Consider the following 10,310-nt stretch of genomic DNA (forward strand, 5'->3'; position numbering starts at 1 on the left):
ATTTGATCATTAACAACGCCTTCAACTACTACCTTCCCCCAACAGCATAAACACGACAAGTAAATAAAAACTTGTCGTCCTATGGTATTCATACTTCGCTCGGTTAACGGGGGGGGGGGCAAATGAAATCTTCAACGATGAAAGCCAAGATGAGAGAGCTTGGATAGACAGGTTCGTAGAGTGATACAACAATGAGCATAAACATCGAAGACTAAACTACGTGACGCCTTCGGAAAGACATGCGGGTAAGGGTAGTGAGAGCTTACAAAAAAGAACGGCAGTTCTAGAGGTACGCCGAGAGCAAAACCCTGAACGTTAGTCAGAAGAAATCAAGAACTGCGAACCAGTTGGTGACGTTCATTTGAATCCAGAAAAAGAGGTTGCTTAATTAATAACCAACCAGTGACTAGTAGCTTGAAAAACGTCGAAAGCCCGACTCGGCAGAGTTTACCTTCAGTCTCGCAATACAAAGCAGCCAGAAATTTTGATGCCTAGCTGCTTCCGGTACTGGAGGCGTATCCAACAGGAATGGTCAGAAATAACAGCTAAGCATGACTGGACGCGCGAATATCTGTCCACAAACGTCCAGAGCTCATTGCAAAGTTGGCCCAACGAAGCCCACTATGCTTTTTAATAATCGGCTTCCACTATGAAGTTGTAAGTACCAGTATAAGTCTTTCCAGGAGTCGCTAGGTGAAGGTCTGCCACAGAAAATTCTATCGAACCCACCTGTTGACGAACATGGGCAAGAGACGGATTAAATGTGGCTGCATCATAATGTGTCCAGACATCTGCTCCTAGCTCAATCAACGAGTTTATATGGTCGAAACGAATGCGAACTCTCTGCGCAAAACCGTTTGCGTCCAACAAACATTGTCCATTACTATTTTTTCCCAAATTACCGCCACAGCTGTATTTTATGTTGAATGATTCGTTAGTCTGGATTTTTATGGGTAATCCGGCCCCCCAATATGGATGATCCCCTTGTTCAAAATTAAGCGATCCCGCTCGGTATGGTATATTGACTTTGAAAACGTGTCCGATGTCCAGTACAATATGACCAGATAACGTCTCCCAACTGTCACGAGGCTTAAGGTGATATGTACTAGAGTTCAAATTAACATTACCATAATACCTACCAGGCGTTAGAGGGCCGGAATAACTAGGGCTGACTCTCATTGCTAATAAAACTTCCCAGTACCCATGACCATTGTCAGGCGCATAACCGTCATGAGTGACGCCGGTACCAACATTGTAATAAAGCATTTCAGACTCATGATCACTATAGCCTTGACGTGCGTAACAGTAATTACCTTTTGCACTACCACCGCCCCAGAACCTCGGTCCCCTTAGCACATAATGGCCAATAACACTAATTTCAACAGGCAGTTGGTTACCATAGTTATCTGTTAAGACTTGCTCTGTTACCCCGTTCCCGTATTTAACTACATACCCATGAGCTGCATTAGTGATATCTATAACACTTATTCTAGTATACCCCCCAAGAATAGAGTTCTGTGAACAACTTGGGTTATGTATTGAGCTAGCTACCTTGGTAAAATAAGTAGCTCCACTTGAAGGGTCGAGTTTATAATGTACCTGTCCAAAACTGGCTGCATCAAGCCAAGCACTATATAAGAACAATATTGAAAATTTAAAAACCTGTTTCACAACTTAATTCTCCCAGATATACATATTCATCACGATTATAATTACTTAACTCTTTAGTGCATAATAATCTATCATCAGAGAAAATCTCTATTATAGGAAACTGCTCGGAAACGGCCAGCTGAAAATATCCGTCGCTGATGTCTCTATTAATAACTACTGAAGATTCATGGTTGACGATTTTTATACTATTAGATGCATCTATATTCTCTATAAAGCCTGCCACGTGAAAATAGTTCCTTGGTTCTAATTCTATAAACTTAACGCCTCCTTTATAAAAAACACCATGATGCAGTCTATCTTCATCATCGATAGTAGCACTGTTCGAATGTACATAGAGTGTAGCTGAATCATATTCAGCCACTGGGATAAAACTCAATTTTCCATCTAATACCACTTGTTCTCTTCCTGATATCAGGTCAATTTCTGACGTAGAACGTGGGTCAAACGTACTATTTTCTACTAAAAAACCCGAAGAACTTGATGCAGTGTCGAAAAAACCAACATTGTTATCGGATGAGACGACAGAACCACCGTAAAGAAAAGAGCCTGTGAAATCAGTGTCAGTACTGTTTCTATTCATTGATAATGAAATATTGCCTGATCCTTTATCATTCCTGATTTGCGAACCGAAAAGAGCATTGATGCTATTGTCCCGCGAATGACTGATGTCTGCAGATACGCTTTCTATCAATTCAGAGTCGATATCAGAATTCGCATAGGCACTGACCACATAATCACCACCCTGACTAAATAAGCTCACCCCGCCTGAGGAACTATCTGAAAAAGACAGAGGCATTGATAAATTTAGGCCGAAGAAGAATTCATTTGATACGAAATCACGATCTCTTACCCCCACATGATAGCTAACATATAGTGGGTCACCTCTAAATTGAGCAAATTTATTAAAGTAAGCAGTAATCTCTGATTGCTTAGAATCTATAATATAATTTGCATGACTATTCTCTAAAGCTGAATACATATAATTGATATGAAAAGAATCGAAAAAATAATTTTCGTAACGTCCGCTAAGGTTAACATAAAACCTTTCGCTAAGTTCTGATTCGATGCTTTTGTACAGATATTCCGTATTAAAGAGAAAGTGTTTGCCAAGTTTAGTATCTAATCTTCCAAGAAAGTTGTAATTACTCTCATCAAGTGCAGAAAGCTCAAAGCTTAAAAAAGATTGACTAGAAAAAAAATAATCACTTTTCATTAGAAGTAAATTGTCAAAATCGGACAACATACCACCAATTTCGACATCAAGGTTTTGATTTGAAAATATAGTTTTTTCATACAAAGCAAATAGTACATTCGTATCCCCAGAATTTAGCTCATCATAAACACCAAAAGACAAGAAATCGACGTTATTAGTATTTCTATTAGTGACTGTCCTGACTATTGGGGCTAGGGTTGTTCCTATATTCAGTTTTCTATGTATTGTTATGTCATAGGTGCCGATAGGAAGAGCACTAGCATCAATGAAACTATGACCTTCTGAATGAGGAGCGCTATATAGTAAAGAGGATCCTCGATATACTTCTACTACCCCCCTGCTTGGCATATAAATATCTATATTGAGGAATTGACCGCTTTTACCTAACCTTCTTTCTGAGGCATCTTCGATCGAAAATTGCTTTATATCTCTCATGTCAATAATTGCGTTTGAGAAGCCACTTCCTAGTCTTGTTTGATCGTCTAACAATGAAAACATATAACGATTTGAACCATAATCTTTACCTAGTGCGGTTTGATTATTAACAAATTCAACATTGCTATTACCATCAACATAGGAACCTCCTTCAAATTCAAAAAAACTGTTTTTATAACCTATGGTAGTATCTAAGAGTGCAGAACCACTAAAATAAGACAAATTATTAGAACCGGTTATTCTATAGTTTGTCACCGTTCCTAGTGCGTTAACATCACTCTCCTTCAAATAATCAAGTTTATTTTGACTATTTATTCTTCTGTTTTCGAGCAAAACTTCAATATATTTAACTCGGCTGTCTTTTACTGGCTCGCTGAATGTTACTTTTGTCTCAGAGTTAGATGTTTCTTCTCCACATACATTTAGCATAAACTGCTGAGCAATGATATCAGCACAGGTATATTCTTTATTGGTTTTTATTTCAACCACATCACTCATTGATGAAGTGTAAATAAAAAACTTCGTAGTGCTACCTTTGTATAGCGTGTATCCTTCTGCTATAGTTTTTCCGTATAATCTAAATTGAAGCTCATCTCTAAATTCTACATCTTCGAAACCAGAAGGAGTGTCACTGACTATTAAAAGTTTCGGATTATCGATACTATCTAGTGCAAATGAAATAGAAGGAAATAATACAGTTATAAAAAATAATTCTTTTTTAATTTTTCGATAAAAAATCTTGTTCATGGACATATTTACTTATACCTATGCCATTGTTTAAGTCACAATTAAAAACCACACTAGTCATGTCTATACCAACATCACCCACATCAAAAGTACGCTCTCGGTTTGGTATCATTCGAATATCATTGAATATTTTGCAATCAAGATCTTCCTCTTCCGAGCAAAGAGTACAATTCGTTAAGGTACCAACTCCATTGCCGTTATTTTTTAGCGTAAGAATACCATTATCCACTGTAGAAATAATATCCGGTTGTGAGTCTTCATTTGAAATAGCTACAAATCCACTAGTCGCAATAGAAATAAATATACCGGAATTAACTTTGTCCTTGGAATTAGGACTTTCCAGTTTTTTGTTAGTAACTGGTACAAATCTAACTTTAAAATACCTGTCTTTTACTACACTTTCAGCAGTTTTGACGACTCTAAACTGTACAGAACTTTTTGGAGGTACTAACCCTTTCTCAGGAATGACAATTATTGAGTCTTTTTTTCCTTCGCCTTCAACTAGCTCTAACTGTTCATTTCCATTTTCATCGAAGGTGACTTCTACAACGTGCGTTTCCACGTAGGCAATATCGTCAACTGGGTTGGATAGCTTTATTAAATCACTTCTTTTATTGCCCTTTAATATTAGTAATTCTTGGTCAGCTTCAACTCTATTACTGGCTGCCGAAGCAGCCAGAGATATAAGAGATGCCAACACAACTAAAAATAAAATTCGTAGTTTGAACATCAATGTCTGTCTCGTTGGTTGACTTTGTTGCGTAATAGTGAATTCACGAAGAATTGGCACCTAAATTTAGAATAAAACTCTTAGTTCACTTCAGTTATCTACCAAGCGATAAGGCTTTAGTGGACTTATCACTGCTTGAGGAATAACAGGTGAAGTGGATTATTCTTTTACGCAACAAAGTCTCGTGATTTATAGGGAATCTTCGAAAACCAGTTGTACTGAGCCTGAATATGCACCCGATGACAACGCCGCACCAATAGGTTGATATTGACCAATATTAATATCGAGAGGATAAGCAACAAAAGTTCCCGCAGAAGGAGGAGTACTGTCAATCTGCGACGAGTTGTGTGTAATTGCGTTATTATCAATTGTCACGTCTAGGGGCAATGTGTCTACACCATTTGTAATACTTGGTTGGGCAAGTAGCTGTGCTCGTAGTCCTGTACTAAATGTCGATTCGATATTCATGTTAAACGAACTAAAAGAATCATTTACTTCATCATAAACAAGATTAGCGATAACACCACTAAAGTCGTTTCGACCAACAGGACGCACTTTGAAATCTTGCGCCGCAATAGTCGTAGTTACGTTGATAGTGGCATTTACTTGGTCACCTGGTGCTGCGCTGGCTGCTAGTGGGAAAATGCACCCAAGAAACAGACAAGCAGATGTATTGATACGTGATTTCAAATTCATTTTTTTTCCTCTAAATTATCCATTAAAAATATAATTACTATACTTTGATATTTATTGATAGCTGTGGAAATTCGCCACACCAAAATATTAGCCTTTTTCTTGCCTGCAAAAAAACCTAAAAGATAAATTTAGCGCAAATGCAGTGGATATATCCATCTATAACCGTAAAAGAGTCCGATTTTGATATCGTTTTTAACAAACTCATTAATAGACTTATTACATAACTCAATAAAAATAAATCAAGAGGGCCTTTGTTGCGTGGTGCGGAAAAAGCCAAAAAAGATAACTAACTGGGCGGATTATATTAAAGCGCTATGCAAATGTAGTTCAGTTACGTTCTGGATAGATGGATCCACATAAATGCATGACAATGCAAAATCCATCATGGTATACGTGGTAAGGGCTTCCAGTACTCAAACACAGCGATTGAAACAGCTTTTATGATCAAGGGCATTCTCTCTGCCGTTGCATGTACTTCAAGGCTTTATCAACTCGATATTCGAGCTATTGGATGTTCCGTTGACTACACCTGTAACAGTAAACGCTCGAAGACAGTTCACGTTTAATATAACGATGAATATAGAGGAGCTATCCGCCGTATATTTATTGGCTCAACTAGCCTCAAAGTCTTGGGTGAGGGTGAGTGGAAAGTACAAAAGCATGGTGCAGAAAAACGCAGAACATGGCGTAAATTACATTTAGCTGTAGAAGTGGATACTCACGAAGCGGTTAGTGCGGAAGTCAGCCTTTTAAATGTAGGCGATAATGAAGTGCTTTGATGCTTAATTCGGTGAGAATACATGATAGTCCCATGTTCATCAGTTGTGAAACAACATACTGAGATTCTGGCATACCTAGCCCTGTAAGCTTATTCAGCGCTTTGATCATAACGCAGGTCTCGCCAACCTGAGCATTGTAATTTCTTAGGCTTAATTTCCCACCTAACAACTGTTTTACCCGATACATTACTGTCTCTGATAGTGAGCGCTTATGATAACCATACCGCTTTTCCACTTATAGTTGGAGTCGTGGAGCTTCTGACAACCTACGGCAAGATTACGAGGGTGTCCTCGCTCCCTGAACGCAGCTCCTTCTCGTGGCGGGTAAAGCGGAATCGCTCGTTTGATCCTTATGGCATAGAGAAAATGTCTTTCATCATCAGTGCGGTAGTAATGGCTAAATCGCTGAATCGGCGAGATCTACCACGCTTACCTTGTTTGTTTTCACTGGGCTATCGTTTGCTCATCAATCCAAAAGGTCAGAGAACCACGGTTGATTAAGGCTTTATTGTATTGCTTTCAGTTAGTTGTTTTGTAACGAGGTTTAGACGTGAGGTGACGACGATTGATGGGTGTAGTAGATAAAATCGTAGCTTCTTGATTTAGTTCCATCGATTTAAGCAAGAAAGCCTCTATTAGTTTAACTGTAATCACATAAGAGAAAGGAGGCCGATTTTCAGGCCTCCTTGGTTAAAACATGAAATATATTACAAGACTATTTATCTTCAACTATCACTACGTTTTCCCAGTTTTCAAGGATACAGTCGTCATATGACGAGTTCGAAAATAGCCCCTGATATGCTGTTTGATAACTTACAAGGTGACACTTCGGTTCGCCAAACCAACCCTTTTCCCAATATGTTTCAACTTGACCAGAGCCGTTAGTTGGGAAATCATTCATACCAGCACATGTTAGAGTTGACTCGTCTTCTACTTCTGGCATACCAAAATGGTCTCGGAATTGCTTATAATAGCCAATACGGTGTAGTGAGGCGGCGCTCTCTTCATCCCCCCTACATTCAAGACCACCATTAATAATATTAGTTGTGGTGCCAAAGCCACCCTTGATGTTTGCTTTCAAATCATATTCGTTAGGTATCCAGTTTCCAATAACTACGTCAGCCATGGATGGCTTAGGAGATTGGGGTGTCATGAAGAAATAGAGGCTAGAAGCAAGGTTTAACCATGTATCTGCGACTTTCTCGGGGGCGTCAAGCAGTACTCTTTCATCGCCAAACATAGCTTTAGAGAAAGTTCCATAGTTGTAGTAGTAACTTAACTGCTTCGCTCCTCGTCCGAAGTATGACTTAGTATCACCATTGGGGAATTTACCACATTCCCACCAGGCCATTTCTGAACCGCATTCCTGATTATATCCGTTTCTGCTTTCTTCATCGAAGCCGATTTCGCGCAACCAATATAGGCCCTGTTGCCACTCTTCAACACCGCTCCATGAATCATTCGCACCTGTTTCTTGTACATAATGAGCAAAAGACGTCGCCAATAAATTCTTACATATCGCGTCAGAATCCAAATTCTCATATGTCTCACAGAAACCTGGAAACTTCGCAACGGATTTTAAGAAATTGTCATAGCTGTATGCTGCATTTCGCATGGGAAAAATCGCTTCCCACCCATTGTCACCACCAATAATACGCTCTACTCGTTTGACATTTTCTGGGTTGTCTTGTCGACCACTGCTTACTAATACTACCTCACTATTGCTAAGAGTACGCACTGAGTGCTGTGCTTCAAGAAACTTAGGTGTGACAGCGTTAGCTAAATCAAACTCTATTTTACTTCTTGGGATTTCGATTTTGTTCGGGTCTGGCACTATCTCCTGGTCCACTGATAACTCTAATTCAGTACCTTCCGGTGCCCATAGCGCATTTCTTCCCCCTGTGTAGTCAATAACTTTAATTGAACCATCTTGTTGTGCCTCACCTGCCAAAACTCCGGGAATACCCAGCGCATTGATCGCATCCGCAACCAAGTGTGTACTCCATGTAGACACTGGACTAGTTGCAGGTATTTCCAAGTAGTTTATTGAACCATCTGGAGTGGTTAATTTTGCAGTAATATTAGCAGGAACGATGGTTTGAATATGGTCTGTTTTAATTTGCTGAATAGCCTCTAATGAACTAATGCTAAGGTGTGAACCTTGAGGGCCAAAAACGGCATTCCGGCCACCACTATAATCAACGGGAACCACACCGTCCTTTTGGTATTCACCAGCTTCAACGCCAGGTATTGATGCCTCATTGATTGCATTTGCGAGAAAATGAGTCGAGTACAGGGAAACGTTTGCTAACTGCCCTGTTCTCACAACATAGGCACCGTTTGGTGTGGTAATTTCCGCAATTAATACTGACGGTAAAGATGAAATAAGGTGATCTAGTTCGATACGTCCGAAAGAACTTACGGCATCGATATCGATAGTAGTACCTTCTGGACCATATATGATGTTTCTGCCACCGGTAGATTCAATAACTTCTAGCTTACCATTTTCTTGGTATTCACCAGCCTTGACACCAGGTATTTTAGCTTCATTGATCGCTTCAGCTAAGAAATGACCTGAATACAAAGAAATATTTTGGAGTGGTCGCGATATAACGCTGTATTCCTCACCTGATGGAAGATTAATTGTCGCTGTTAGAACCGAGTTTTCGTCTGAAAGGAACGCTCCTGTCCTTATTGTCGCCACTTCATTTTTTTCGTTAAATGGTGGTTCTTCAACATAATCCCCTATATATTCCCATGGCTGGTTGGTTAAATCAGACTCGTCTCCTGGGAGCAAAGATGGGGAAGTGGAATTTTGATTATTCACATACCATTTCGCTTGGTATATTTTTCCGTCGTATACAACCTTATCCCCTTTAAAATAATCTTGTAAAGGGGAAAACTTAACTATTTCATTTTCATTGAGTAAAATGAAGCTATTACTTTCACCCAACCCACCATTTTGATGCGTAACAGAAGCAGTAGCGATAGCAGTAACTGGAGCAGCAATTGCAACTGTTAAGGCCAACGCAATTTTAGATAATTTCATATATTTCCTATATAGTTTATTGTGTATTTCAGTTAATTTAGAGGCTATTTTCATACTAGAAAAAAGAGCAAAACATTTAGAAAAATACTTTACGCCCGACCTAAAATCACTTATGGACGTTCTCAATTCATTGTCAACAGTCATCAACAAAACAACATTAGATAAAACCTAATCACCAAGAAATTGCTGACAAAAATATTTAATGAATTACTCCCCTGGCAATTAAATTAAATTTATTATCTTACCATCATGTCAATTCCTATTACGGACATTTTTACCACTAACCCCTGTAGAATAACTACCGTTAATATAAAATACTACCTATTTAATTTAGATATATCCAATTTATCATTGCGTATCATTGCAGCCTTGTTGCGTCATTAGGATTGGTTCCTCGCATACACAGCAATGTCGGTCGAGAAAGATAATTAGGGCATAAATAAATGGACAATGGGTAGGCATTGCTAGCCACGGCTTAGATACGGTAGGTATATAAAAAATTGCACTACAAATGAAGGAAAGGGAAATAGGTCTAACCAACTTTATTAAAAAATAGCCTGTTCAAACAGCTAATAGCTCGTGTAGTCATTTGACAGTTAATGCGCGAACAAAACCATTATGGTTCGACGTATAACTGCAGCATCATTTATGAAACGAATACACTTGGGCAGTTGTACGTTCATTGTCATCAGTATTTACTTGCACACGTGGGAGTGCCCATACTCGGTCAGATGGTTGCTTCCTCATTTAGTTTCATCTAATTATGCACGTCAGAGGCCAGCAAATGTTCAAAACGATAAATAGTTTGGAAGTAATTAGATTCATCTATAACAAGGTGGTCAGGTAAGCGCACTTTCACATCTTCATATGTAGTGTACTGGAATTTATAGTTTTGCATTTTAAAACCGGCGATATAGAGTTCGCGTGACAGGATAGAGCTACTCAATACGACTTGAAAGTACCGTATTTGAGGGCGTTGTTGCCTAAATT

Annotated in this window: 6 protein-coding genes and 2 pseudogenes; 1 reads left to right on the forward strand and 7 read right to left on the reverse strand. The window is 39.0% G+C overall.

Going from position 1 to position 10,310, the window contains the following annotated elements:
• Positions 1 to 630 precede the first annotated feature (630 nt).
• From AB4371_RS22095 to AB4371_RS22110, 4 genes are all read right to left on the reverse strand, one after another.
• Positions 631 to 1,671, reverse strand: coding sequence for a hypothetical protein (locus AB4371_RS22095; protein ID WP_372150666.1), 1,041 nt, complete (start codon positions 1,669 to 1,671; stop codon positions 631 to 633).
• Positions 1,655 to 4,066, reverse strand: a complete 2,412-nt coding sequence (locus tag AB4371_RS22100) for a TcfC E-set like domain-containing protein (RefSeq protein ID WP_372150667.1) — start codon at positions 4,064 to 4,066, stop codon at positions 1,655 to 1,657. The genes AB4371_RS22095 and AB4371_RS22100 overlap by 17 nt, the downstream gene beginning before the upstream one ends.
• Positions 4,038 to 4,796, reverse strand: a complete 759-nt coding sequence (locus AB4371_RS22105; protein ID WP_372084277.1) for a hypothetical protein — start codon at positions 4,794 to 4,796, stop codon at positions 4,038 to 4,040. Before AB4371_RS22105 ends, AB4371_RS22100 begins: the two co-directional genes overlap by 29 nt.
• A gap of 189 nt (positions 4,797 to 4,985) precedes the next feature.
• Complete coding sequence (locus tag AB4371_RS22110; RefSeq protein WP_372084279.1) at positions 4,986 to 5,492, reverse strand: hypothetical protein; 507 nt, start codon at positions 5,490 to 5,492, stop codon at positions 4,986 to 4,988.
• 261 nt (positions 5,493 to 5,753) lie between these two features.
• On the opposite strand from AB4371_RS22110, the pseudogene AB4371_RS22115 reads away from it, so the two are divergent.
• A pseudogene (locus tag AB4371_RS22115) lies at positions 5,754 to 6,268 on the forward strand (transposase); the annotation flags it as partial.
• A gap of 52 nt (positions 6,269 to 6,320) precedes the next feature.
• On the opposite strand, the pseudogene AB4371_RS22120 reads toward AB4371_RS22115, so the two are convergent.
• The 3 genes and pseudogenes from AB4371_RS22120 to AB4371_RS22130 form a co-directional block, all read right to left on the reverse strand.
• Positions 6,321 to 6,769, reverse strand: a pseudogene (locus tag AB4371_RS22120) (transposase); the annotation flags it as partial.
• A gap of 217 nt (positions 6,770 to 6,986) precedes the next feature.
• On the reverse strand, positions 6,987 to 9,320 hold the full coding sequence (locus AB4371_RS22125; RefSeq protein WP_372150668.1) for a glycoside hydrolase family 19 protein: 2,334 nt from the start codon (positions 9,318 to 9,320) through the stop codon (positions 6,987 to 6,989).
• A 757-nt stretch (positions 9,321 to 10,077) separates the two neighbouring features.
• On the reverse strand, positions 10,078 to 10,310 hold a 233-nt coding region (locus tag AB4371_RS22130), incomplete at its 5' end, for a hypothetical protein (RefSeq protein ID WP_372150669.1).

The sequence above is a fragment of the Vibrio sp. 10N.261.51.A3 genome (genome assembly GCF_041471965.1).
GTDB lineage: Bacteria > Pseudomonadota > Gammaproteobacteria > Enterobacterales > Vibrionaceae > Vibrio > Vibrio crassostreae_C.

Excerpts from the sequence above, each read along its gene's own strand:
- AB4371_RS22125 (WP_372150668.1), bottom strand. The coding sequence starts at position 9,320 with ATGAAATTATCTAAAATTGCGTTGGCCTTAACAGTTGCAATTGCTGCT.
- AB4371_RS22100 (WP_372150667.1), bottom strand. The coding sequence starts at position 4,066 with ATGAACAAGATTTTTTATCGAAAAATTAAAAAAGAATTATTTTTTATA.
- AB4371_RS22105 (WP_372084277.1), bottom strand. The coding sequence starts at position 4,796 with ATGTTCAAACTACGAATTTTATTTTTAGTTGTGTTGGCATCTCTTATA.
- AB4371_RS22110 (WP_372084279.1), bottom strand. The coding sequence starts at position 5,492 with ATGAATTTGAAATCACGTATCAATACATCTGCTTGTCTGTTTCTTGGG.